Origin of the sequence: Agrobacterium vitis, from assembly GCF_013426735.1 — a bacterium.
Classification (GTDB): domain Bacteria; phylum Pseudomonadota; class Alphaproteobacteria; order Rhizobiales; family Rhizobiaceae; genus Allorhizobium; species Allorhizobium vitis_D.
Window position 1 is genome coordinate 2,813,629 of sequence record NZ_AP023272.1, and the last position, 21,830, is coordinate 2,835,458.

Annotated in this window: 21 protein-coding genes and 1 tRNA gene; 15 read left to right on the forward strand and 7 right to left on the reverse strand. The window is 57.8% G+C overall.

Annotated features, from left to right (window positions below):
• The first annotated feature begins 24 nt into the window (after positions 1-24).
• From H1Y61_RS13130 to H1Y61_RS13155, 6 genes are all read left to right on the forward strand, one after another.
• The gene (locus H1Y61_RS13130) at positions 25-870 is read left to right on the forward strand and encodes a CgeB family protein (protein WP_180572842.1); all 846 of its coding nucleotides are present in this window, start codon (positions 25-27) and stop codon (positions 868-870) included.
• Between the two features lie 118 nt (positions 871-988).
• Positions 989-1,834, forward strand: coding sequence for a hypothetical protein (locus tag H1Y61_RS13135; RefSeq protein WP_180572843.1), 846 nt, complete (start codon positions 989-991; stop codon positions 1,832-1,834).
• Positions 1,835-1,892: 58 nt separating this feature from the next.
• Positions 1,893-2,846 carry an agmatinase gene (speB, locus tag H1Y61_RS13140; RefSeq protein ID WP_174110535.1) on the forward strand — a complete coding sequence of 318 codons (954 nt, stop codon included), beginning with the start codon at positions 1,893-1,895 and terminating at the stop codon, positions 2,844-2,846.
• A 69-nt stretch (positions 2,847-2,915) separates the two neighbouring features.
• On the forward strand, positions 2,916-3,848 hold the full coding sequence (gene argC / locus H1Y61_RS13145; RefSeq protein ID WP_180572844.1) for an N-acetyl-gamma-glutamyl-phosphate reductase: 933 nt from the start codon (positions 2,916-2,918) through the stop codon (positions 3,846-3,848).
• Between the two features lie 16 nt (positions 3,849-3,864).
• The gene (locus H1Y61_RS13150) at positions 3,865-4,731 is read left to right on the forward strand and encodes an aminoglycoside phosphotransferase family protein (RefSeq protein ID WP_180572845.1); all 867 of its coding nucleotides are present in this window, start codon (positions 3,865-3,867) and stop codon (positions 4,729-4,731) included.
• 62 nt (positions 4,732-4,793) lie between these two features.
• Positions 4,794-5,621 carry a DODA-type extradiol aromatic ring-opening family dioxygenase gene (locus H1Y61_RS13155; RefSeq protein ID WP_180572846.1) on the forward strand — a complete coding sequence of 276 codons (828 nt, stop codon included), beginning with the start codon at positions 4,794-4,796 and terminating at the stop codon, positions 5,619-5,621.
• Here the strand turns inward: H1Y61_RS13155 and H1Y61_RS13160 are convergent.
• Entirely contained in the window at positions 5,601-6,695 is a 1,095-nt protein-coding gene (locus H1Y61_RS13160) for a COX15/CtaA family protein (protein WP_180572847.1), read from the reverse strand. The genes H1Y61_RS13155 and H1Y61_RS13160 overlap by 21 nt on opposite strands.
• A gap of 155 nt (positions 6,696-6,850) precedes the next feature.
• On the opposite strand from H1Y61_RS13160, the gene H1Y61_RS13165 reads away from it, so the two are divergent.
• Together H1Y61_RS13165 and H1Y61_RS13170 are read left to right on the forward strand one after the other, a co-directional pair.
• Positions 6,851-7,060, forward strand: coding sequence for a DUF2842 domain-containing protein (locus H1Y61_RS13165; protein WP_041696430.1), 210 nt, complete (start codon positions 6,851-6,853; stop codon positions 7,058-7,060).
• A gap of 79 nt (positions 7,061-7,139) precedes the next feature.
• Positions 7,140-8,354 carry a GNAT family N-acetyltransferase gene (locus H1Y61_RS13170; RefSeq protein WP_180574504.1) on the forward strand — a complete coding sequence of 405 codons (1,215 nt, stop codon included), beginning with the start codon at positions 7,140-7,142 and terminating at the stop codon, positions 8,352-8,354.
• A 51-nt stretch (positions 8,355-8,405) separates the two neighbouring features.
• On the opposite strand, the gene H1Y61_RS13175 is transcribed toward H1Y61_RS13170, so the two are convergent.
• Complete coding sequence (locus H1Y61_RS13175; RefSeq protein ID WP_174110530.1) at positions 8,406-10,646, reverse strand: exopolysaccharide transport family protein; 2,241 nt, start codon at positions 10,644-10,646, stop codon at positions 8,406-8,408.
• 177 nt (positions 10,647-10,823) lie between these two features.
• Here H1Y61_RS13175 and H1Y61_RS13180 point away from each other — a divergent pair, with 177 nt between their 5' ends.
• The 6 genes from H1Y61_RS13180 (at position 10,824) to H1Y61_RS13205 (ending at position 16,950) form a co-directional block, all read left to right on the forward strand.
• The gene (locus tag H1Y61_RS13180; RefSeq protein ID WP_015915615.1) at positions 10,824-11,393 is read left to right on the forward strand and encodes a polysaccharide biosynthesis/export family protein; all 570 of its coding nucleotides are present in this window, start codon (positions 10,824-10,826) and stop codon (positions 11,391-11,393) included.
• A complete protein-coding gene (locus H1Y61_RS13185; protein ID WP_180572848.1) occupies positions 11,393-12,529 on the forward strand; it encodes a glycosyltransferase family 4 protein in 1,137 nt (378 codons plus the stop codon). Before H1Y61_RS13180 ends, H1Y61_RS13185 begins: the two co-directional genes overlap by 1 nt.
• A gap of 100 nt (positions 12,530-12,629) precedes the next feature.
• Complete coding sequence (locus H1Y61_RS13190) at positions 12,630-14,180, forward strand: undecaprenyl-phosphate glucose phosphotransferase (RefSeq protein ID WP_174110528.1); 1,551 nt, start codon at positions 12,630-12,632, stop codon at positions 14,178-14,180.
• A complete protein-coding gene (locus H1Y61_RS13195) occupies positions 14,177-15,403 on the forward strand; it encodes an O-antigen ligase family protein (RefSeq protein ID WP_180572849.1) in 1,227 nt (408 codons plus the stop codon). Before H1Y61_RS13190 ends, H1Y61_RS13195 begins: the two co-directional genes overlap by 4 nt.
• Before the next feature lie 31 nt (positions 15,404-15,434).
• Positions 15,435-16,694 carry a glycosyltransferase gene (locus H1Y61_RS13200; RefSeq protein WP_180572850.1) on the forward strand — a complete coding sequence of 420 codons (1,260 nt, stop codon included), beginning with the start codon at positions 15,435-15,437 and terminating at the stop codon, positions 16,692-16,694.
• Between the two features lie 106 nt (positions 16,695-16,800).
• A complete protein-coding gene (locus tag H1Y61_RS13205; RefSeq protein ID WP_015915610.1) occupies positions 16,801-16,950 on the forward strand; it encodes a hypothetical protein in 150 nt (49 codons plus the stop codon).
• 199 nt (positions 16,951-17,149) lie between these two features.
• Here H1Y61_RS13205 and H1Y61_RS13210 read toward each other — a convergent pair whose 3' ends face one another.
• The 5 genes from H1Y61_RS13210 to H1Y61_RS27020 all read right to left on the reverse strand — a co-directional run bounded on the left by H1Y61_RS13210 (position 17,150) and on the right by H1Y61_RS27020 (position 21,251).
• Positions 17,150-18,178, reverse strand: a complete 1,029-nt coding sequence (locus H1Y61_RS13210; protein WP_180572851.1) for an extracellular catalytic domain type 1 short-chain-length polyhydroxyalkanoate depolymerase — start codon at positions 18,176-18,178, stop codon at positions 17,150-17,152.
• A 503-nt stretch (positions 18,179-18,681) separates the two neighbouring features.
• Positions 18,682-18,758, reverse strand: a tRNA-Pro gene (locus tag H1Y61_RS13215).
• Positions 18,759-18,859: 101 nt separating this feature from the next.
• Positions 18,860-20,236: a sensor histidine kinase gene (locus H1Y61_RS13220; RefSeq protein ID WP_174110494.1), complete on the reverse strand. Its 1,377-nt coding sequence runs from the start codon at positions 20,234-20,236 to the stop codon at positions 18,860-18,862.
• 233 nt (positions 20,237-20,469) lie between these two features.
• Positions 20,470-20,997, reverse strand: coding sequence for a PRC-barrel domain-containing protein (locus tag H1Y61_RS13225; protein WP_322790771.1), 528 nt, complete (start codon positions 20,995-20,997; stop codon positions 20,470-20,472).
• 14 nt (positions 20,998-21,011) lie between these two features.
• Positions 21,012-21,251, reverse strand: coding sequence for a hypothetical protein (locus H1Y61_RS27020; RefSeq protein WP_322790772.1), 240 nt, complete (start codon positions 21,249-21,251; stop codon positions 21,012-21,014).
• Positions 21,252-21,557: 306 nt separating this feature from the next.
• On the opposite strand from H1Y61_RS27020, the gene H1Y61_RS13230 reads away from it, so the two are divergent.
• A complete protein-coding gene (locus H1Y61_RS13230) occupies positions 21,558-21,821 on the forward strand; it encodes a DUF982 domain-containing protein (RefSeq protein ID WP_060715801.1) in 264 nt (87 codons plus the stop codon).
• The last annotated feature ends 9 nt before the right edge of the window (positions 21,822-21,830 follow it).

Here is a 21,830-nt window from a genome sequence, read left to right on the forward strand (position 1 = left end):
CGCAGACAAACCTTGGAATTGAAGATGATAAAACGGCCTTACAATATTTGCATCGTGGAGCCGAAAGGCTTCGGTCACTCGAAAGCCTTTGAGGAAGTCGCAGAGGCCCTCGACTATTCCTTGAAAGAATTGGGGTATCCGACGGCCCTTTCAGTCAACAGAGTGACCGACGACGCCGTCAACATCATCTTCGGGGCACATCTCCTCCCCTTGCAGGACCTTCACAGCCTTCATCCGAGCACGATCATCGTCAATGCCGAACCTTTGTCGGTAACCTCCGAAAGGACACGTGACCGGGTTCTCATCTGCCTCAACGCTGGCTTGGAAATCTGGGATTACAGTCTGGCGAATATCGAGATCCTTAACCGAATCGGTGGGCGGCCAGCCAAATATCTGCAATTGGGCTTTCAGAAAGAACTGGACCGGATAGCGCCTGCACCGGTGCGGGATATCGACGTGCTTTTTTATGGCTCGATGAATGAACGTCGCGCAGAGATTCTCTACGGCTTGCAAGCCAGAGGGCTGATCATTGAGCATCTGTTCGATGTGTATGGACGCAAGCGCGACGCCTGGATCGCCAGGTCCAAAGTGGTTTTGAACATGCATCTGCTGGAATCGCAGATTTTCGAAGTCGTGCGCGTGTTCTATCTGCTCATCAATGGCGTGGCCGTCGTCGGCGAAGTCAATGGGCCGGAAACGCTGATCGATGACCGGTTTGCGCAGGGCATCGTCGCCGCACCCTATGGTGATCTGATCGACGTTACGGAACAGCTGGTGCGCGATGCTGCCAGGCTCGAGAAACAACGCACTCTAGCCCGCGACGCCATCAAGCGCTATCCGCAAGTCGCCTTCACCCAACAGCTTCTTTGATGTCTGATGGTAGAAATGGACGGACTACAGGTTTGCGAAAGCCAACTGCGCCATGGTCACAGCCATTACCGTCATGCACCGAGCGTGCAGCACGGCCTCGTAACAGCTGGTCGGCGACATGAGTTCTGAAAAATACAATATCTGCATCGTGGAGCCCGACGGCTTCGAACATTCCATGGCGTTTCTGGAAATCGCGGAGGCGCTGGGCTATTCATTGAGAGCACTGGGGCATCAGGCTGCAGTGAATTTCAACGCCTTCGCGCATGACGCAATCAATATCATTTTCGGCGCCCATCTGATGACCCCACAGGATATCGCCGATTTCAAGCCGAACACGATCATCGTCAATGCCGAACCGCTCTCGGCGATTGACGCGCCCGTGCGGGAGCGCATTCTCACCTGGTTTGAAACCGGACTGGAAATCTGGGATTACAGCCGGGCCAATATCGAGATCCTGAGCCAGATCGGCGGACGGCCAGCCAAATATCTACAATTGGGCTTCCAGAAGGAACTGGATCGCATTACGCACGCGCCGCGCCAAGATATCGACGTCCTGTTTTATGGCTCGATGAATGAGCGGCGCGCCGCCATCATTGATGGTCTGCGCGACCGGGGCCTTGCCGTTAAGCGCCTGTTCAACGTCTATGGACGCGACCGAGACGCCTGGATCGCCCGTTCCAAAACCGTCTTAAACATTCATTTTTTCGACGCGCAAATTTTTGAGGTCGTGCGGGTCTTCTATCTGCTCAACAATGGCGTGCCTGTTGTCGGTGAGGTCAATGGACAGGCAACGCAAATCGAGGAGCGGTTTGCCCAAGGCATCGTGGCTACCCCCTATGACGATCTTATCGACGTCACGGAAAAGCTGGTGCGCGATCCCGAACGACTTGCACGGCAGCGCGCAATCGCCCGCGACGCCATCACGCCCTATCCGCAAACGGTATTTACGCAAATGCTGCTTTGACACAGGCCGAGGCCTCTATAGGATTGCTGCATCGAATACCGGATGCGGATCAAATACCTTGGCAGATAAATCCATAGACCACGCCTTCACGGCAAACGATCTCACATCGGCGGCCACCGACCCGACCTATGCCGGCGTGCTCTCCTTCATGCGCAGGCGCTATACCAAGGTGCTGGATGGAGTGGACACGGCGGTCTGGGGCATTCCCTTCGATGCCGCCACCTCCAACCGGCCCGGTGCCCGGTTCGGGCCGCAGGCGATTCGACGTGCCTCGGCCATTTTCGACAATGACCCGCAATATCCGTTCGAGCGCGACCTGTTCGCGGCCATGCCGACCGTGGATTACGGTGATTGCCGTCTGGACTATGGCAATCATTGGGAGACACCCGCTACGATTGAAAAGGAAGCGGCCGATATTCTCTCTAAGGCGAACTTCCTGCTGACGCTTGGCGGCGACCATTTCATCACCTGGCCGCTGCTGAAGGCCCATGTCGCCAAACATGGCCCTCTGGCGCTGGTGCAATTCGATGCCCATCAGGATACCTGGTTCGATGACGGAAACCGGATCGACCATGGCTCCTTTGTCGGGCGGGCGGTGCGCGAAGGCCTGATTGTCCCCTCAAGGTCAATCCAGGTCGGCATCCGCACTCATGCGCCTGACGATTGCGGCATCCGCATCCTCTACGGTCACCAAGTGGAGGACATGCGTGCCGGCGAGATCGCCGCGCTGATTGTCGAGCATACGGCGGGCCAACCCGCCTATCTCACCTTCGACATCGATTGCCTCGACCCTGCCTTTGCCCCCGGCACCGGCACGCCGGTCGCAGGTGGACCATCCAGCGCAAAAATCCTCTCAGTTCTGCAAAACCTTCATCCGCTCGACATAAGAGGAGCCGATATAGTCGAGGTAGCGCCCGCCTATGACCATGCCGATATCACCGCCATTGCAGGGGCAACGGTGGCGATGTATATGCTGGGGCTGCGCGCTGAAAAGCTGGCGCGCTCCAGTTGATAAAATGATTCAAGCAATTCGGGATTTGAATCCGCAAAAGCGGGCAATTCCCTGAAAAGAGAGGGTAAAATGACAGCGAAAATCTTCATTGACGGCGAACACGGCACCACCGGCCTGCAAATCCGCAGCCGCATGGCCGACCGCCGCGATGTGGAATTGCTGTCGATCCCCCAAGAGCAGCGCCGCAATGCCGCCCTGCGCGAGGACATGCTTAACAGCGCCGATATCGCCATTCTGTGCCTGCCCGACGATGCCTCGAAAGAGGCTGTGTCGATGCTGGCTGGCAACAACAACGTGCGGATCATCGATACGTCCACCGCCTTCCGCGTCGCGAAGGATTGGACCTACGGTTTTGCCGAAATGGACAAAGCCCAGGGCGACAAGATCCGCTCGGCCCGCTGCGTTGCCAATCCCGGTTGCTACCCGACGGGCGCTATTGCGCTGATCCGGCCGCTTCGGGCTGCGGGCATCCTGCCGGACGGCTACCCGGTTTCGGTCAATGCCGTTTCCGGCTATAGTGGCGGCGGCAAGCAGTTGATCGCGCAGATGGAAGACGAGAGCCATCCCGAGCATCTGACCGTCAACAACTATGTCTATGGCCTGAACCTCAAGCACAAGCATGTGCCGGAAATGCAGGCCCATGGCCTGCTGGATCGCGCACCTCTGTTTTCACCATCGGTCGGACGGTTCCCGCAGGGCATGATCGTGCAGGTTCCGTTGTTCCTGGAGGATCTGGCCGATGGCGCGACCGTAGAAAGCATCCATGCGGCGCTTTCCGCCCATTATGCCGGGCAGGACATCGTCAAGGTCGTCGCCCTGGAAGACAGCGCCAAGCTCGGTCGCGTCGATGCCGAGGAACTGGTGGGCCAGGACACGATGAAGCTCTTCGTGTTCGGCAATCCGGGCTCCGGCCATGTCAATCTCGTCGCCGTTCTGGACAATCTCGGCAAGGGTGCGTCCGGTGCAGCGGTCCAGAACATGGACTTGATGCTGTCGGCGTGATCGTTTGAAAAGCTCTTTGAAAGCCCCCATCTTTCCTCCATCTCTGATGGAGACATGGGGGCTTTCGCATCTCCGGCAGATCGCCGATACCCCTAGCAGCCTCATTTACCGTGCCACACAGGACGAACGCCCCGTCGTTGTCAAAGCCCTGAAGCCGGAGGGTAGCGGCGAGCGACCCGGCCTTGTTTTTTTGCGCTGGCGGGCTGGCATCGGTGCCATCAAGCTCATTGATCAGGCTGGCGACATCGCCCTGCTGGACGATGCGGGCGACCTGTTGCTGCGCCATCATCTTGGCAAGGTCGGAGACCCGGCAGCAACGGAGATCATTGTCAATGTCCTGGCGCGCCTGCATGCGCCCTCGCCCGACCCTGTTCCCGATGCGTTGACGCCGTTAAAGGCCCATTTCAACGCCCTGTTTGCGCTCGAAAAAACCATTTCGGACCCTGCTATCGCCGAGATCATCCATTGGACGGCAGCACTTGCCCGCAGCCTGCTTGCGGAGCAACAGGATATCAAGCCGCTACACGGCGACCTGCACCACGATAATGTCATCAGCGATGACGGTGGCAATTGGCTGGCCATAGATCCGCAGGGCCTGCTGGGCGATCCGGCCTATGATGTCGCCAATGTATTCGGCAATCCTCTCCACGCCCCAGATCTCGTTCTCGATCCCCGGCGCGCGAGGGACCTCAGCCAGCGGTTTTCGGTGGCGCTGGGCTGTTCGCCGCGCAAAATCCTCAGCTATGCCGCGGCTCATGCGGGTCTCTCCTGCGCCTGGACACTGAACCGTCCGCTGACCGCATCCGGCAATGCCAATCTTACTGAGCGGCTTGGCTTTGCACGACTGGCACGGTCCATACTTGCTGAACAGTTTGTTGACTGATCCGCCTATCGTGCGGGTTGCCACGACGACGTATATTCCGGCCATATGTTCAGGAGCAAACCATGACCAATAGCCGTCTCCCCGTTTATTTTATCCCCCATGGCGGCGGGCCATGGCCCTTCATGGATTTTCCGAAGGACGAGCAGGGCAAAGGCCCCTGGGACGATCTCGCGGCCTTTCTGCAAGGCCTGCCCGACGATCTCGGCGTCACGCCGAAAGCCATTCTCATCGTCTCCGGCCATTGGGAAAAGGAACCGCAGGTCACCGTCAGCACAGCAGCAGCCCCCGGCATGCTCTATGATTATTATGGCTTTCCCGCCCATACCTATGAGATAACCTATCCCGCCAAGGGCGATCCGGCACTGGCGGCCCATGTGCGCGACCTGCTGCAACAGGCAGGCATCGCTTCAGCGGAAGACGATTCGCGCGGCTTCGATCACGGTGTCTTCGTTCCGCTGATGGTCGCCTATCCGGATGCGAATGTGCCCGTCGTGATGCTGTCGCTGAAAAATACGCTGGATGCGGAAAGCCATCTGGAGATCGGCAAGGCCTTGCAGTCGCTTCGCGATGACAATGTGCTGATCATCGCATCCGGCATGAGCTACCATAATATGCCGATGTTTCGCCGCCGCGATGCCGACCACGAAGCCGTTGCCAAACGGTTCGATGACTGGCTGACGGCAGCGGTCGAACTGCCCGACCCGGATGCCCGTGCAGCCAAGCTCAGCCTCTGGGATCAAAACCCGGATGCACTTGCCTGCCATGTGCCGGACCATGACCATCTTGTGCCGTTGTTTGTGGCCGCGGGGGCTGCGGGCACCGACAAGGGCGTGCGGACGTTCAACGGTCTGGCGCTGGGCAAGGCCTATTCAGGCTATCGGTTTGGGTAGCGGATAGGCACCATAGAAGCCGCGCAGATGCGCGACCGTAAAGCCGAGCAGGATCAGCGCACCGCCCTGATGGGCGAGCGCTGCATCCAGTGGCACCTGCAACAGCAGTGCAGAAATTCCCAGCGCTGCCTGACAGCAGACGATGACAAACAGCACGACGCTGCGGCGCGCATGAGTCGTTCCCGGTGCGGCCCGCAGCGACGAGACCATGTGATAGAGCGCCACCAGCAACACGGTATAGGCACCGATGCGGTGCACGAACTGCACCGTCTTCGGGTTTTCGAAGAAATTCAGCCAGACCGGCTGCTGAACCAGAAGATCGCCGGGGATCAGCGCCCCATCCATCAGCGGCCAGGTATTGTAGGACATGCCAGCATCCAGCCCTGCCACCAGCGCGCCAAGATAGATCTGGAACAGCACAAGGCACAGTAGCGCTATCGCCCAATGCTTCGAATGCGCGGTTGGGGCCGGATCGGCGCTATGGCGGGCAAGGCCACGCATCACCCAGACACAGGATGAAAAGATCAGACAGGCTGTAACCAAATGAGTTGCCAAGCGGTATTGGCTGACCTCGGTGCGTTCCGATAGCCCTGATGAAACCATCCACCAGCCAATAAAACCCTGAAAGCCACCGAGCGCCAGAATGCCCACCAGCGGCCAGCGCAGACGCTTCTCGATGCGTCCTGTGACCCAGAAAAACACCAGCGGCAGGGCAAAGATCACGCCGATGCTGCGGGCCAGGAAGCGATGCGCCCATTCCCACCAGAAAATCGTCTTGAACGCCTCGACCGTCATGCCCTTGTTGACCAGCTCATATTGCGGGATCTGCTGGTAGAGCTTGAACTCTTCCTCCCATTCCGCCGCGTTCAACGGGGGAATGACACCGTGGATCGGCTTCCACTGGGTAATCGACAAGCCCGAATTGGTCAGCCGGGTCGCGCCCCCAACCAACACCAGGGCAAACAGCGCGAGAATCACCAGGCCCAGCCAAAGACGAATTGCGCGGCGGTTGCGGCTCTGCTGGTCGAGGGCGGCAGCTGCCGGGACGGGCGAAGCGGTGCTGGCGATGGTCATCGGTCCAATCTCTCCATTCTACAGCATAATCCCGGTCCGAACGCTGTCTTGCGGGCGGAACGGGTGCATTCCAGTTGATTTGCATCAGCACCCGGTGCAAAACAAGGGCGGAAGGTTTGCGACATCGCGTCGCGTCCTGCAATCAGGGTCATAGCATGCCGGTCAGACTGCGCAAATTCATCGGGACGATTCTGATCGTCGTGCTTGTCATGCTTTACGCGGTGCTGGCCACCACCATTGCCACACTGACATTGGCACAGTCGCCCTGGTGGGTACATCTCACCTATTTCCTGCTGTCGGGCGTGGTCTGGATTCTGCCAGCCATGGCGATCATCAAATGGATGGCGGGTCCGGTTCGCAAATAATCCGCGCATTGCATAATCCTTAAATACAAACCGGATAAACTGGTGCTGCTTCGACAGGACCGGAGAATGCAGCGTGGCGATGATCGATCCGAAACGGCTGACTGAAACGGCCAGCGGTCAAACTTTTGTGGCAGATATCGTCGTGGACGTTCTGCCCGTGATGGAGCCGCTGGAGGCCGACTGGCGCTGTCTGGAGCGCAACAACCATCTGTCGCTGCATCAAGGTTACGACTGGTGCCGCGCCTGGGTGAAAACCCACGGCAACCCGCTGGCCATCCTGCATGGCAACAGCAACGGACGCAGCCTGTTCATCCTACCGCTGGAAATCACCCGTCACGCCATGGTCCGCAAGGCCAGCTTCATCGCCACCCGCTTCACCAATATCAATACCGGCCTGTTCGACCCGGCTTTTTTCCAGCAAATCGAGCAGGACACGGCCAAACAGTTGGGAAAGCAGATTGTCCAGGCGATGACCGGGCATGCCGATCTCGTTCACCTCGGCAATATTCCACTTTCCTGGCGTGGATTGTCTCATCCTCTGGCCAGCCTACCAGCTGTCGAACATCATAACCATGCCTTCCAATTGCCGCTTCTAGGCGACTTCGAACAGACACTCTCCCAGATCAACGCCAAGCGGCGGCGCAAGAAATACCGCAATCAGGTCCGCAAGCTGGAAGCAAGCGGCGGCTTTGAGCATATTATTGCGTGTGGTGAGGAGCAGAAAGCCTGGTTGCTGGATCTGTTCTTCCGGCAAAAAGCCGTCCGCTTCGAAACCCTCGGTCTGCCGGACGTGTTTCAGGAGCCGGAGACACAGGCATTCTTCCAGTTGCTGCTGCAAAGCGAGGCAGGTGGATTGAACGTGCCACTGGAACTGCATGCACTGCGGTTGTCGGGCAGCCATCATAACGGCAAGATTGCCGCCATCGCCGGTCTTTCACGCAAGGGCGATCACGTTATCTGCCAGTTCGGCTCGATAGATGAAAGCATCGCCCCGGAGACCAGCCCAGGCGAATTGCTGTTCTGGCTGATGATTGAACAATGCAGCGCCGAGGGGGCCGCCCTGTTCGACTTCGGCCTCGGCGACCAGATCTACAAGCGAAGCTGGTGCCCTATGGAAACCGTGCAACACGATATTTTGCTGCCCGTGACCCCTCTGGGGCACCTCGCAGCCACAGCCGAGCGCAGCCTGATCCGCTCGAAGGCGTTCATCAAGGGGCATCCCCAACTCTATAGCGCGCTGCAAAAACTCCGCGCTCGTAGCGATGCGCAGGCACATGATCAGGGTAAGGAATGAAACCTGGAACCCGTCAGAGAAACCCGGGTTCAACCTTTCCTAAGGCAAAGTCTAAGCCACCCGCCGGTCCCCATCATCCGGTGGCACCGCATTGTCGTCGCTCATCAACACCAGGTCACTATAGCCCACAGCTTCGAAGGCGGCCATGATCTGTGCCAATTGCTTGCGGTCCGGATTGGGTGCGGAGAGAATGACTTCATGGTCCTGGGCCTTGCACAGGCCAACGACATTATCGGCGCTGGCCGGACCGCATTCGATCAGGACCAGATCATAGACATCAGCAAGCGCTTCGACCACCATGGACAGGCGCTCGATGCCGCGCAGCGCCTGACGGATATCGCTATTGCCCTTCGGCACGATATGGGCGTTTGACAATCTGTCGGAATGGATGGTTTCGCCAAAGGTAACGTCGCCGCAGAGCAGATCGGTCACGCCGGGCAGATCGTTTCGCTCGGCCATCAGCGCTGTCGGATAGCCGGAGCCAGTCATGTCGATCAAGATCACCGTGCGTTCGGCTTTGGCCACGGCGCGTGCCAAAAGCACGGTTGCCGCTGATCCGTCATCGCCGGAAGGCGAGATGACCACCGCTTTGGAAATGCCATGCCGCGTCAGGTAACGCGCCACCGAGGCAACTGAAAACTCATGATCGGCATCGGTCGCCGCGTGATAGTGATCGCTATCAGTTTCAGCATCTGCCGGTGCGATGGGCGGAGTTTCTTTTTCGATTCGTTCGGCCGCTGCCGTCGCCGCGACAGCGGCAGCCGCCGTATCCAGTCTTGGCTTCTGCCTTGCAGGCGCTGATACCGATTCGTTAAAAGCAGGTTCACCGGTCCGACGACGAGGATATTCCTCCGCAAACCGCCCGCTGCGGTCTGGATCAACAGGGCCGACAGGCTTCAGCGCCCGGCCGCTGAACAGCTCCGCCAACATGATGACGATCACGCTCAACACCAGAGCCGCCATGGCGGCCACCAAGGTGATCGGCAGAACCTTAGGGAAATTCGGTTCACTCGGCTCGGACGCACGGGAAATCACCCTGGCATCAGCAGGGCTGGCATTGCTATCCAGCCGGCTGGTGGCTTCGCGGTAGCGGGCAAGATAGGTTTCCAGCAATTGCCGCTGGGCGCTCGCTTCCCGCTCCAACGCGGCAAGCCCAACCTGGCTGTCCCCGGCCTTGGCACTTTGTGCCTTAAGGGTGGTCAGCTGCCGGTCAAGCTCCGCTTCACGCATCCGAGCGACATTGGCCTCGGTTTCCAGGCTGGAAACGACTTTTCTGGTCTCTTCGGCCAGTTGCTGGCGCAGATTTGCCAATTGTGCCCGCAGCGCCTTGATGCGCGGATGGCCGTCTAGAAGACTGGTGGAGAGGTCGGAAATCTGCGCCTGCACGGCGGCCTCCGCCTGTTTCAATTGTTGCACGGCGGGAGAGGCCATGACGATATCGAGATTGTCGGTCGATCGCCCGGCCTTCAGCGACGCCTTGGCGTTTTCGGCCCGTGCCTGCGCACTGGCCCGGTCGGTGCGCACCCGCGCCAATTCCGTGGATATATCATTGAGCTGCTTGGAGGCGAATGTACCGCCCTCGCCGGTCGATAGCAGATCGGCGCTGCGGCGATAATCCGCAACTTTCTTTTCGGCGTCGGAAACCTTCTGACGTAGATTGGAAATTTCCGGCTCCAGCCAGCGGGCCGCGTCCTCATTGCTATCAAGCTTGGCACCGCTCTGAATTGCCAGATAGACCTTGACCATTTCATTGGGAATGGCGGCGGCGAGCCGTGCATCCTTGGAGGAAAACTCGATGCCGATAACCCGCGACTTCTCCACCTGATAGACCTGGAGTTTTTCCAGGAAGGTGCGGATCACCCGGTCTTCGGGCGCCAGATCGAGCGGGTTCTTTTTCAGATGCAGCATCACCATCAGATCCGACAGGGCGGATGGATGCAGATCAGGATCGAATTCGGTCAATTCGTAGAGCTTGAGATCCCTCACCACCTGGCGGATCAGATCCACCGAGCGGAACAATTGCACCTGACTGGCAATATTCAGCTCGTCCAGCACCGGTTCTGAGGCCGCCGATTTGGCGTTTTCCGCATCGTAATTGGGCGCGCGTGGCTCGATCAGCACCGTGGTTTCGGCGCGGTAGGTTGGACGGATCATGCTGGCCCCGGCGAAGGCAACGCCCGCGGCCAGGCAGGTGATGAGCAACACCCTGCCCTTTCGCTGCCAGACGGCGCGAAACAGCTGCAAGAGATCGATATCCACGTCCTGATGGGCGGCGACCGGCTGACCCGACATTCCATCCCTCCTTCAAATCTGTCCGGAGCGTAAACGAACATAGTAACTCAAGCGTTAACCGTCTGTGCTCATTACGGTCATTGCGAGATAAACTAGCCGGACTTGCGCTGCGATCTTTACACTCCCTTAACCATACTGGCCGATAAGAACATGATTATCTTCTATGGGAGCGTGCGCATGGTCACCGCCAAACAGATCTTGCTGGCTGTTGCCGTCACCCTGCTGGCGGTGCTGTCCAGCTGCGCCACCTATAAGCCAGCTTCGAAAGTCTTCCAGGAAGCGACGATCCAGCCCTACCGGCTGGATAGCGGCGACCGGTTGCGCATTACCGTGTTCGATCAGGCCAATCTAAGCAATACCTATACCGTCGATCAGGCCGGTTATATCGCCTTTCCGCTGATCGGTCAGGTCGCGGCGCGCGGCACCACCATGCCGCAGCTGGAAGGCACCATTGCCCAGCGGCTACGCAAGGGCTATCTGCGCGATCCCGACGTCAGCATCGAGATTGATCGCTACCGCTCGATCTTTGTCATGGGCGAAGTCGGCCAGCCGGGGCAATATTCCTATGTACCGGGCATGACGGTGCAAAATGCCATCGCCGTTGCTGGCGGGTTCACCAGCCGCGCCAACGAGCGCGACGTGGATGTCACCCGCAAGGTCAATGGCACCATCGCCACCGGCCGGGTGCCGATCACCGATCCGATCATTGCCGGTGACACGGTTTATGTGCGCGAACGGCTGTTCTGATGCCGGATGAAGACGGGCTGCGGATCATTCATTGCTTCCGCTCGCCAATTGGCGGCATTTTCCGGCATGTGCGCGATCTCGTTGAGAATCATGACGCGCTTGGCCATTCTGTCGGCATCATCTGCGACAGCAGCACGGGTGGCGCCCATGAGGACGCCCTGTTTGCGGAATTGCAGCCCCGCCTGAAACTCGGTCTTATTCGCCAGCCGATCCGGCGTGCCATTGGATTTGACGATATCAGCGCGGTGCGCTCCTGCTACCGGCATATAAAGAGCCTGAAACCCGACGTGCTGCATGGTCACGGCGCCAAGGGCGGCGCGCTCGCCCGCATTATTGGCACGGCCCTTCGCATGCAGGGATCCAAGGTTGTCCGCCTCTATTCACCGCATGGCGGCAGCCTGCATTATCGCCGCAACAGGCCAGTTGGCAGACTGATCTTTGCTCTGGAAAAGCTACTGGAACGCCAGACCGAAGCCATCGCCTTTGTCTGCGGCTTCGAGCAATGGTCCTACGGGCAAAAGGTGGGAAAACCGAGCTGCGACTCCCGGCTGATTTTGAATGGGATCAGCGAAAGCGAATTTCGACCTGTGCCACTCCGTGACAAAGCGGTGGATTTCGTCTTCATCGGCATGTTGCGGGATCTGAAAGGCCCTGATGTCTTCATCAACGCCGTGCTGGAGGCTGAAAGGCTGCTGGGTCGCCCGCTGACCGCCGCGGTCATCGGTGACGGCCCGGACCGTGACAGATACGAGCAGCAGATCCACCAGCGCGGCCTTGGCCTTCGCATGCAATTGCTGCCCGCCATGCGGGTCTCGGAAGCCTTTACCTTCAGCAATATTGTCGTCGTCCCCTCCAGGGCCGAATCCATGCCCTATATCGTGCTGGAGGCGATCGCCGCCGGAAAATCGGTGATTGCCAGCGCCGTTGGCGGCATTCCGGAGGCGCTCGGCAAAACCAGCGCCGCACTTGTTGCGCCCGACAATGTCGAGGAACTGGCCGCGACCATGGTGCAGGCCCTGACCCAGCCGGACTGGAAACAGGTTGTCATGCCGGACCCAACGCTCTTCCATGCGCGATTTTCAGCCTCTGCCATGGCCGCGCAAATGCTGGCGCTCTACCGCGATCATTCGGTTTGACAGCCGCCACGACCTGCATCATCGTGGGACGGGTCCTGCCAAAGCTAAAGATTTTTTAGCACATTTGCGGTAATCCAACATTGCAAAATGAATTGCCGCGATGAGGACGCTAGAGACTTTGGATGTAGCAAAGCTCCGTCAAAAACTGAAGGAAGAGGCTGAACAGACCCGCGCAAGCGGCTCTTCATCGTCTCCAACGGTCGAATTGTCGCCACTCGCCAGCCGGGTGGCGGAGCAATTACGCCGTGCCAATCGCTCGCCAAGCATCATGCTCGGGCAGTTCGGCCTGCTGGAATTTTCCTGGCTGATCGCCACCAGCCTGATTTCCGGCTGGCTGACGATGGACGGACCGATTGACACTGTCCTGCACATTGGTGCCTTTGGCGCACTTGGTGCGGTGGTTTTTATCCTGTTCACGCAATTTGCCGATGGCTACCAGATATACACACTCCGCCGTCCGTTCCGCTCGGTGAAACGGGCCCTGACCAGCTGGTGTTTGGTTGTCGCCTTGATGGTCGGCATCCATTTCGCCTGGAATGCCCAGCTGTTTAGCGCCAGCTGGCTGGCGATCTGGGCAGCACTCTCCGCACTGTTTCTCCTGCTGGAACGCTATGGCATGGCATTGGCCATTCGCAGCTGGACCCGCAACGGCATCATCGAGCGACGCGCCGTGGTGGTCGGCGGAGGGGAGCCTGCCAAACAGTTGATCCGCACGTTGGAAAGCCAGCAGGATAACGATATCCGTATCTGCGGTATTTTTGATGATCGTCAAGGCGACCGATCCCCTAACATCGTCGCGGGCTATCCCAAGCTCGGCACCGTTGCCGAACTGGTGGCTTTTGCGCGCGAAACACGGATCGACATGCTGATCATCGCCCTGCCGATCAGCGCAGAAGCACGTATTCTGGAATTGCTGAAACTACTTTGGGTCCTGCCGGTGGATATTCGGCTGGCGGCCCATTCCAACAGCCTGAGATTCAGGCCCCGCGCCTATTCCCATGTCGGCGACCTGCCGATGCTGGATCTGGTCGACAAGCCGATCCGTGACTGGGACCAGGTTGCCAAACGTGCCTTCGACATCATTTTCAGTCTGGCGGCACTCGCCGTCTTCTGGCCGGTCATGGTTCTGGCTGCCATCGCCATCAAATCCACGTCGAAAGGGCCGGTTCTGTTCGTGCAGAAGCGCCACGGTTTCAACAATGAGGTCATCAACGTCCTGAAATTCCGCTCGATGTATACGGAAATGAGCGATCCGACCGCCAAACTGGCCGTCACCAAGAACGATCCGCGTGTGACGCCCGTCGGCCGCTGGCTGCGCAAATCGTCGATGGATGAATTGCCGCAATTGTTCAATGTATTGCGCGGCGATCTTTCGCTGGTCGGGCCGCGCCCGCATGCGGTCATGGCTCAAACCCGCAACCGCCATTACAGCGAAATCGTCGAGAGCTATTTCGCCCGCCACCGGGTCAAGCCCGGTGTCACCGGCTGGGCGCAGATCAAGGGATGGCGTGGTGAAATCGACACCGACGACAAGATCAAGGGCAGAACCGCCCATGACCTCTACTATATCGAAAACTGGTCGCTGCTGTTTGACCTGAAAATCCTGTTGATGACGCCGATCAGCCTGTTCAACACGGAAAATGCTTATTGAGCGCGGTCAGCCACCATAGCAGCCCGCCGTTTCGGCCAGGCTTTGCAGCCATAACCCTGACGGGATCGGCGCTGGTCGGTTTTGGCGTCTTTCTGCTCGGCTTCGTGTTCATGGAGCCAGCCCCTTACGAATTGTTCATGGCGGCGCAGATTCCCCTGTGGTTCCTGCTCGGTCTGAAAATTTCCCGCAGCGTCGCACCGCTTCTGGCGCTGATGCTCACCTTCAATGTCGGCGGCATGATCTCGCTGACAACAATGACGGACCTCAATGAAGGCCCCCTCTATGTTGCCGTCTCGACCTTCCTGGCCGTGACCTCGGTGTTTTATGCGGCCATCGTCGAGGAGCGGCATGAACGGCTGCGGTTGATTTTCAATGCCTGGGTTCTTGCCGCAGTCACCACGTCCCTTCTGGGCATCCTGGGCTATTTCCACGCTTTCCCCGGCGCCGAGATGTTTACGCGCTATGACCGGGCCATGGGGGCTTTTCAGGACCCCAATGTGTTTGGTCCGTTTCTGATCGCTCCGTCGCTCTATCTCATCCATGGGCTTTTGACTGGCCGGCTGCTGGACGCACCGTGGAAGATCCTTTGCTTGCTGATCCTCGCACTTGGCGTGTTCCTGTCGTTTTCACGGGCGGCCTGGGCGCTTTTTCTGTTTAGCGCCATTGCCATGGTGCTGATCCTGCTGATCAAGGAGCGCAGCAGTGCCTTCCGCCTGAAGATTGTGCTGCTGGCACTGACGGCAGCCATCGCCCTCATTGTGGCGCTGACCGTCGCTCTGCAATTCCAGCAGGTGCGCGACCTGTTTTCCAGCCGCACCCAGCTTGTGCAGGACTATGATGGTGGCCATCTCGGTCGCTTCGAGCGTCACAAGATCGGCTTTCTGATGTCGATGGAAAAGCCACTCGGGATCGGGCCGATGGTGTTCAGCAAGATCTTTCCAGAGGATGAGCACAATATCTGGCTGAAAACCCTGACATCCTATGGGTGGCTCGGCTTTGTCTGTTTTATCACCATGCTGGTTTGGAGCATTTGCTTCGGCTTCAAATGTCTGCTCTATGACCGCCCTTGGCAACCCTATCTGATGATTGCCTGGATCGTGCTGATCGGCCACGCCCTGATCGGCAATGTCATCGATATCGATCACTGGCGACATGTGTACCTGCTGTTCGGAATACTTTGGGGATGCAGAGCACTGGAAATCAATTGGCAAAGACACAGATGAACATCGGGGGGAGCGTTTGGTGGAGGAAAACGTGACGGTTGGCCAGGAAATTGCCGGTGGGCAGCGTCTGCGAATCTTGCAGGTCTTGGAGCCGAGCGGCGGTGGCTCCGGCCGTCATTTCATCGATCTTTGTGCGGGCCTCGCTGCCTGCGACCAGACGGTGACCGCTGTCTACTCTCCGTTGAGAGCCGAAAGCCGGTTCGTTGCCGAATTGCTGGCGCTGCCGCTGCACGAGATCATCGCGCTCGACATGCATCGTGCGGTCGGCCCTTGGGATCTCGCCTCCTATCGGGCGCTGCGGCGGTTGATCCGCGACAAAGGCCCATTCGACATCGTGCATGGCCACAGTTCCAAGGCAGGCGCGCTGACTCGGCTGGCAACCCTGCCCGGGCGCAATCCACCGGTGCTTTACACGCCACATGCCTTCCGCACCATGGACCCGACACTCGGCTCCAAAGGCCGCCTGGTCTATGGCGGCGTAGAACGGCTGCTTGGACGATTTTTCAGTGATCGGGTGATTTGCGTTTCGCCGGACGAATATCATCATGCCGTGGCGCTGGGCATTCCAGCCCGAACACTCCGCATTGTCGCCAATGGCGTCAAATATCCGCCCGGCGACGCGCGCTCGGAAACACGCAAACGCTTCGGCATTACGCATGAGCAACTGGTTTTCGGTTTCATCGGCAGGCTCGTGGCCCAGAAAGCCCCGGAGCGGCTGATCCGCGCTTTTGCCAGCATTGCAGACCTTATGCCCCATGCCCGGCTGGTGATGATCGGCAGCGGCGAGCGGGAAGCAGAACTGCGCGCCATGATCCAAACTCTTGGCCTTGACGGCAAGGCCCAGATCCGCAGCGACATGAGCGGGCATGACGCCATCCAGGCCTTCGACATCCTGGTCGCTCCAAGCCGCTACGAGGCCATGTCCTATGCGATGCTGGAGGCCGCAGCCGGTGGCCTTCCCCTCGTGTTGACCGCAGTAGGCGGAACGAGCGTCGTGCTGGAGGATGGCGTCAACGGCTTTGCTGTACCCAATAGCGACGAGATCAAGCCGCTTGCAGACGCCATGGCCGCTTTTCGCGATCCCCTGACACGGGCAAAGCTTACAGCCGGCGCCTTGAGCCGCCGCAACAATTACCGGCTTGAAAAAATGGTGGCCGAAACCCTGGCGATCTACCGGAACCTTCTTCCGCAGGCGACGCCAAGCGCGCTGTTAACCTCAGCGGCTCGAACCGAGCAGGTTGCAGACGACGAACAGCGGACCTTGCTACTTGCCAAGCGCGCCGTCGTCTAATCCCGCCGATTGAGAATTTTTTCACGCCAGTGGAACATTTTCCCTTCTGTCGCGTTTTGAGCGCGTTCAGCCGAAACAGTTGGCGCACGGACAGAAGAGGGACAGCATGAACCGCACAAACGGTCTTTATTTGATCATCGGCGCATTGGTCGTCATCGTGGTTGGCCTCGGGGCCTATGCCTATCACGAGGAAACCAAGCCCAAGGGCGTTGAACTCAGCATTGGCAAAGACGGCGTCGCCGTCGAACAGAAATAATCTCCAGCCGCTTGGAGCCCGTCACGTTCAGCTAGAACCAGACAGGTTCTCACGTCTCTTGTTTCCGTTTGTCTTTTTAGGAAAATCGCAACCCACTTTTCCTAAAGCAAACATTAGAGTTTTTCTTACAGCTCCATGCGTTAGCTCGCATGGAGCTGTAAGACTTTATAGCTGCGGTATCATTTCAAGTGCAGGCAAATCACGCCACCTTGCGTTTGCCTTCTGTCCCGTCAAGACCCCAGCTTTCCACCAGTAGGGATGGCAAATGCAGGTCGCCAGGTAGCATATAGGGCATTGCCTGCCCCTCACCCGCCTTGATCGGCAGACCATGTCCCAGGCCATCCATTACGGCATATTCCACCTTGATCGCACCGTCTTCGTCATGCCAGACATAGCCGTCGTTCCGACCATAGGCCACGGGCTTTGCCTTGCCGTCCAGCAGGCCATGCACGGCAAGCCATTGGATGACCAGCGCATCGGCATTCTTCTGATGGACGACATTGTCATCCCTACCCTGCCAGATCGAAATCCTTGGCCAGTCCCGACCTTCGGGCGCGGCCTGATAGACCAGTTGCGCCCATTCATCCGGGGCTTTGGCCACACCGTTATGCATGATGTTCAAGGCATTCATTGCATCGCGCGCACCACCAACCGGCAACCCGGCAACCACCGCACCCGCCTTGAAGATATCGGGATAAGCGGCAAGAGCCGCAGCAGCCAGCGCCCCACCGGCCGACAGGCCCATGATGAAAACATTGTCGGTGCCGAGGCCATGAGCCTCGACCATGGTGTCAATCATCTGGCGGATCGAGCCAGTCTCGCCGCGATCACGGGCAACAGCACTCGGGCGAAACCAGTTAAAACACCCATTCGGATTGTTGGAGCTGCGCTGTTCGGGGTAAAGCAGCGCGAAACCATGCTGACGCGCCAGACGGCTCCAGCCGCTGCCATCATCGAAATCCTTGGCCGTCTGCCCACAACCGTGCAGCACGACCACCAGCGGCGCGCGCGGCGGCAAGCCGGGAGGCACATAGGTCATCATCCGCAAATGTCCGGGATTACTGCCGAAGCTGGTGTTTTCAACAAGGCGTGGCTGGGCGGGCTTTCTTGGTTTCGGCGCGACCTTTTCGCGCGGCGTGGCACTCTCAACCAGATCCACAAATGCCTTTTGTAATTTTTTTTGGCGGCGAACCATGGCGGCCACCGATTTTGGAACATTCAATCGCATCGCATCTGCCTTCCTGACGGCTGCATTCTCTCGTCTGCTTCACAAGCCGCCAATACTTCTGGCCCTCAGAAACTCATGGTGAATATCGTCTCATGCTAATCTCGAAGGTTATGAGGACCAACGACAAGGCATATTGCTGCACTGCACCCAATATAAGGCAGAGACCGGACTTTATCGATACCAGTGCAGCACCATTCGGCGCTTTTGCAGCCTGTTCAGTCTCTTCAAAGCCCAGAAAATCTGAGAATAGCCCTTAGAATATAGATGGTTACAGAAAAAATCTGCCTATTATGTGCACCGCAAAAAAAGCATTATACATTATAAACATAAAACTCTTGAGATTAGCTTACGCCCTGACTGGAATACGCGAGCACAAAGCCGCAGCCTCTCCCCAAAATAAAAGGGCTTCAGCAAACCTGAGTGGAAGGCGCTGTAACGCTGAAAATAGACATATGGTTTGAAGAGAGACAATCACCCAAACTTGGGGGAGTGATTGAAATAAATGGTCGGGACGGCAGGATTTGAACCTGCGACCCCTTGACCCCCAGTCAAGTGCGCTACCGGGCTGCGCTACGCCCCGACCCGCTCCTAAGAGCAAGGTTCACTTAAAGTTTTTGACTTTCGGGCGCAAGCGGAATTTTGCCTGAACAGATCAAAAACGCGCAAAACACACCTCAAAGCTCATTCCGCCAAGATCGACGGTGGAAGCCTGACGGTATACGTCGTGCCACTGGAGCTTGTCGCGCTGGCCAGGGAACCGCCGAGTTGCTTGACGAAAGCTTTGACGAACTGGGTGCCAAGTCCCGATCCCTCCGATTTGCCACTGAGGCCGATCCCGTTATCGCTGACGGTCAGCGCGACCTCCCCCTCCCGGCGCTGAAAGCCGAGGACAACCTCGCCCTGCCCCGATGGAAAGGCATATTTCACGGCATTGGTGGCGAGTTCATTGACGATCAAGCCGATCGATACGGCATGATCGGGGAGAATGCTTAACGGCTCGGTCTTCGTGCTGATCGTGATGTTCGAATTCGGGCTTAGAAGGCTCTTGCGGATCGTGTTGTTGATGCCTCTCAGATAGGTTTCCATATTGACAGGACCAAACGCGCTGGATTGAGCAATGACGTCGTAAAGCTCGGCAACGGCCCTGATCCGCGCCTGCATTGCCTTATATCCTTCGGCACAAGGCTCTGCGGCGCGGCGAATCTCATGGGACACAAAAGAGGAGATGATTTGCAGGCTGTTCTTGATACGATGGGCCAGTTCCGCCGCCAATATATCCCTGTGCCTGTCGAGCAGCACGGCCTCCGTCGCATCCTCGAACACCACGAGCATGCGGGTGACATGATTGCCCGGCCGAAATATTTTCCTGGCATTGATCTTGAACACACGCCGTCCCAAACCGGGAAAGTCGTCCTCCAGCAGCAAGCCATCGACATGCTCGTCGCGGGGGAGAACGCGTTCCAAAAGATCGTTGAGCGCCGCCACATTCCACTGGCCGTCGCCCAACGTTTTCAACTGCTGGCCGATCACTTGCGTGGATTGAACACCGAAGAGCTTCAGGAAGGAACGGCTGGCAAACACAACGCTCATGTCGTGCTCCAGCACCAGCAGTGGATCGCGGACCGTATCAACAATATTCTGCGCAAGAATCCAGCTGCGCTCGGCCTCCACGCTGGCAAGACGCGCTTCGGTGACGTCATCAATTGACATCAAAAAAAGGCTCGCTGAATCACACGCGCTTTGAACCCGACGCACATTGACCATCATGATCCTATGGCCCAGATCCGGGAAAACCACGTCAACTTCATGAGCATTGACGACGGTGTCCTGCGGAACGAGTTGCTCCAAAAGCAATCGAAGCCCGGGAATATTCCAATGGCCGCCCTTCAGATCATAAAGTTGCCGCCCAAGCGTCTGTTCCGAAGCAATCTGGAAGTTCGCGTAAAAGGCTTGATTGGCGGCAAGCACAGTCAGATCCTGACTCAGAATCAGGACTGCGTCACGGGATGTATCGATGATGTCCTGAGGCAGAATTTCGTTGAGCGGAAGATTGGTCAAGGGGTGTCGCTTTTCTAAGATGAGATAGGCTGTTTCCAGGTGCGGCTAGGCCGCGCGTGAAATAGGTGAGCTATACCACGGTCCAAAGATACCAATGCATCACTGGCTTGAGCTGTAGACAAGTGAAATAGCAAACATCGTTTTTCATGAGTGTTCGTGTTGGACGATTGAAACGGCATGTATGGCAACCCGTGCCTCATGGTAAGCCATCAGGGCTATCTTTGGTTGACCGCTTATTTGGTGGCAGTGTCTCCCGAAATTTTCGCGGGTTGATCATGCCCGGGGCCTGCAATCAAACTCTCGAAAATCGCATCATTTGTCTTGCGCCATGTCTCATCGGTCAACCACTGATAATCCTGATCCGGCATCAAGGGAACAGCCTTCACCTGCGCATTAGAAATCCGCAGAAAAAAGCTCTTCCTTTCTCGATCGACAAGCAGGTAGCGAAGCGGAACAACGAGACTATCCTTGCCCGGGACAAAGAACCCGCCAGCCGCAACAATGGCGTAGTCCTGCCGGTCCCTGGTGCCGATGACCACATTGCGAACCTCGCCAACGATCTTGTCATCGGCGGTCCGAACCTCGGCGCCGACAATTTCATTGACCAGCAAGCCAGGATCGAGATCGTTGATGCTGATCAATGCCCCCTCATTCGCTGCGCCACGGCTTCCCTTGACCTGGCCCAGCCTGTGCCATTGCGGCTCGCCGGCTGCCAATTGCTGGTCGGTCGCGTCTTCGTCATTCGTACCCAACCGCGCCATAAAAGGGGATGCGATCAATTCACGAATATTGCCCAGCAACCGCTCGCAATCTTTTTCCAGCCCGTAATTCCAAAGAAGAAAGGCCGCATCGGCAGCTTGCGCAGGTCATGCACGAGATAACGGTTTTGAGGGTCCCGAAATTCAGGCTTTTCCAGAATGGCTTCTTCAAGCCTTGCATCGGAAATATTGCAGGCGGCGAGCGCTGGCGTGCCACAAAATGCAAGCACAAGCGCTCCAGCCGCGGCTGATTTCATAAACGTCATTCCTAGTCCGATCGGCGGGTTTTGCTATGACTTCGTGTTGCCCAGCACACTGATCGGAAGGAGGCGCACCGCATGACGCTATTCTTCACCAAGCGTAACGCGCGCCATCCTGATTTGTTCCGAATTTAAGAAAATATTCCTTTTATCGTTCTTTTCTTATTGCTGAAACACACGCCAGACACGTCTTGCCGTCGATTCCACAGCCCGTGATATACGGTCAAAATTTATTATTCACATCGGATTTTTTCTGCGGAACCAATGGTTAACCGTGGCGTTATGAGCCGCGGAGAACATGACATGACATTAGACAGAGACTTTCAGCGGCCGGTCGCCTTGGTCATTGCCGGAACCACCCACATGGTAAGATCGATTCGTGAAGCAGCCTGGCTGCTCGCTGATCAATGGCCGGATTTTTCCTGCGAATATTTTCGCAAGGCCTTGTCGGCCTGCGCAGCCGCCCTGGAAGGACGGCGTTCCGCCACCTATGCGCGGCGCGCGCTGATCCTTGCCGCGCATCGCGCCAATGTGGCGATTGCGCCTGAGCAAACTCAGGCGGCGTGAGGGTGGTGT

What these genes read in the sequence shown, in the direction of transcription:
- H1Y61_RS13130 (WP_180572842.1), top strand. Translation starts at nt 25, where the DNA reads ATGATAAAACGGCCTTACAATATTTGCATCGTGGAGCCGAAAGGCTTC.
- H1Y61_RS13135 (WP_180572843.1), top strand. Translation starts at nt 989, where the DNA reads ATGAGTTCTGAAAAATACAATATCTGCATCGTGGAGCCCGACGGCTTC.
- argC (WP_180572844.1), top strand. Translation starts at nt 2,916, where the DNA reads ATGACAGCGAAAATCTTCATTGACGGCGAACACGGCACCACCGGCCTG.
- H1Y61_RS13155 (WP_180572846.1), top strand. Translation starts at nt 4,794, where the DNA reads ATGACCAATAGCCGTCTCCCCGTTTATTTTATCCCCCATGGCGGCGGG.
- H1Y61_RS13160 (WP_180572847.1), bottom strand. Translation starts at nt 6,695, where the DNA reads ATGACCATCGCCAGCACCGCTTCGCCCGTCCCGGCAGCTGCCGCCCTC.
- H1Y61_RS13165 (WP_041696430.1), top strand. Translation starts at nt 6,851, where the DNA reads ATGCCGGTCAGACTGCGCAAATTCATCGGGACGATTCTGATCGTCGTG.
- H1Y61_RS13170 (WP_180574504.1), top strand. Translation starts at nt 7,140, where the DNA reads ATGATCGATCCGAAACGGCTGACTGAAACGGCCAGCGGTCAAACTTTT.
- H1Y61_RS13175 (WP_174110530.1), bottom strand. Translation starts at nt 10,646, where the DNA reads ATGTCGGGTCAGCCGGTCGCCGCCCATCAGGACGTGGATATCGATCTC.
- H1Y61_RS13180 (WP_015915615.1), top strand. Translation starts at nt 10,824, where the DNA reads ATGGTCACCGCCAAACAGATCTTGCTGGCTGTTGCCGTCACCCTGCTG.
- H1Y61_RS13185 (WP_180572848.1), top strand. Translation starts at nt 11,393, where the DNA reads ATGCCGGATGAAGACGGGCTGCGGATCATTCATTGCTTCCGCTCGCCA.
- H1Y61_RS13190 (WP_174110528.1), top strand. Translation starts at nt 12,630, where the DNA reads ATGAGGACGCTAGAGACTTTGGATGTAGCAAAGCTCCGTCAAAAACTG.
- H1Y61_RS13205 (WP_015915610.1), top strand. Translation starts at nt 16,801, where the DNA reads ATGAACCGCACAAACGGTCTTTATTTGATCATCGGCGCATTGGTCGTC.
- H1Y61_RS13210 (WP_180572851.1), bottom strand. Translation starts at nt 18,178, where the DNA reads ATGCGATTGAATGTTCCAAAATCGGTGGCCGCCATGGTTCGCCGCCAA.
- H1Y61_RS13225 (WP_322790771.1), bottom strand. Translation starts at nt 20,997, where the DNA reads ATGGCGCGGTTGGGTACGAATGACGAAGACGCGACCGACCAGCAATTG.
- H1Y61_RS27020 (WP_322790772.1), bottom strand. Translation starts at nt 21,251, where the DNA reads ATGAAATCAGCCGCGGCTGGAGCGCTTGTGCTTGCATTTTGTGGCACG.
- H1Y61_RS13230 (WP_060715801.1), top strand. Translation starts at nt 21,558, where the DNA reads ATGACATTAGACAGAGACTTTCAGCGGCCGGTCGCCTTGGTCATTGCC.